The sequence below is a fragment of the Pseudoalteromonas sp. S16_S37 genome (assembly GCF_014694405.1).
In the GTDB taxonomy this organism is placed as follows: Bacteria; Pseudomonadota; Gammaproteobacteria; order Enterobacterales; family Alteromonadaceae; genus Pseudoalteromonas.
In genome coordinates this window covers 1-656 of record NZ_JAAUWV010000185.1, presented here as the reverse complement: position 1 = coordinate 656, position 656 = coordinate 1, and the positions used below count along the sequence as shown (strand labels likewise).

Annotated in this window: 1 protein-coding gene; it reads left to right on the top strand. The window is 37.8% G+C overall.

The window, feature by feature from the left end; translation table 11 throughout:
- Positions 1 to 47: 47 nt before the first annotated feature.
- Positions 48 to 656 (top strand): hypothetical protein (locus HC733_RS22540; RefSeq protein ID WP_190367201.1); only part of this gene is annotated, 609 nt, incomplete at its 3' end.

Below are 656 nucleotides of genomic sequence, written 5' to 3'. Positions count from 1 at the left end.
GCTATCTGATAATGCGGTCAGTTAAAACAAATGCAACGCAATTTAAAATGGCAATACTTTGTTTTGGTGCTTTATTATTATGCGTATGTGGCGATGTGGTGAACTTTAACCTCACTCAGCAGTATTACATAGGTAACAATGTCATAAAGCACGACTACCTTATTGACTCTATTTGGTTTTTTGCGCCTGGATACTTGTTATTGATATGTGCAATTTGGCCGGTATTGTCTCGTTTATATTCTGTTAAAATCCTCATAATTTGCTTGTTGTTAACGATAGTGTTTGCTTTGGCATGTTACTTAAATATGGCAATGTTTAGCAGCGGCGCGTACATTCTTGGTATGTCATCGCTTTACAGTGTGATTATTGCTGTACCTACGACCTGCGCAATATTGTTGCTGTTTGCGATTGATATACGGCAATCTCCACTTAATATATGTGTTATTGCGCTAGGTCTAATGATGGCTACTGTGGCTGATGCAATTATTGGCATATTGTGGTTGTTTGGTAACGATGGTGTTGGCTATTTCCCATTGGCAAGAGAGTTAAATTGGATTGTGTATATTGCTTCGCAAAGTATAGTTATCCATATGCCAAGGGTACTTAATATTGAAATAATAGTGCCAAACATCCGCCATAGTGCATATATAAAGCGG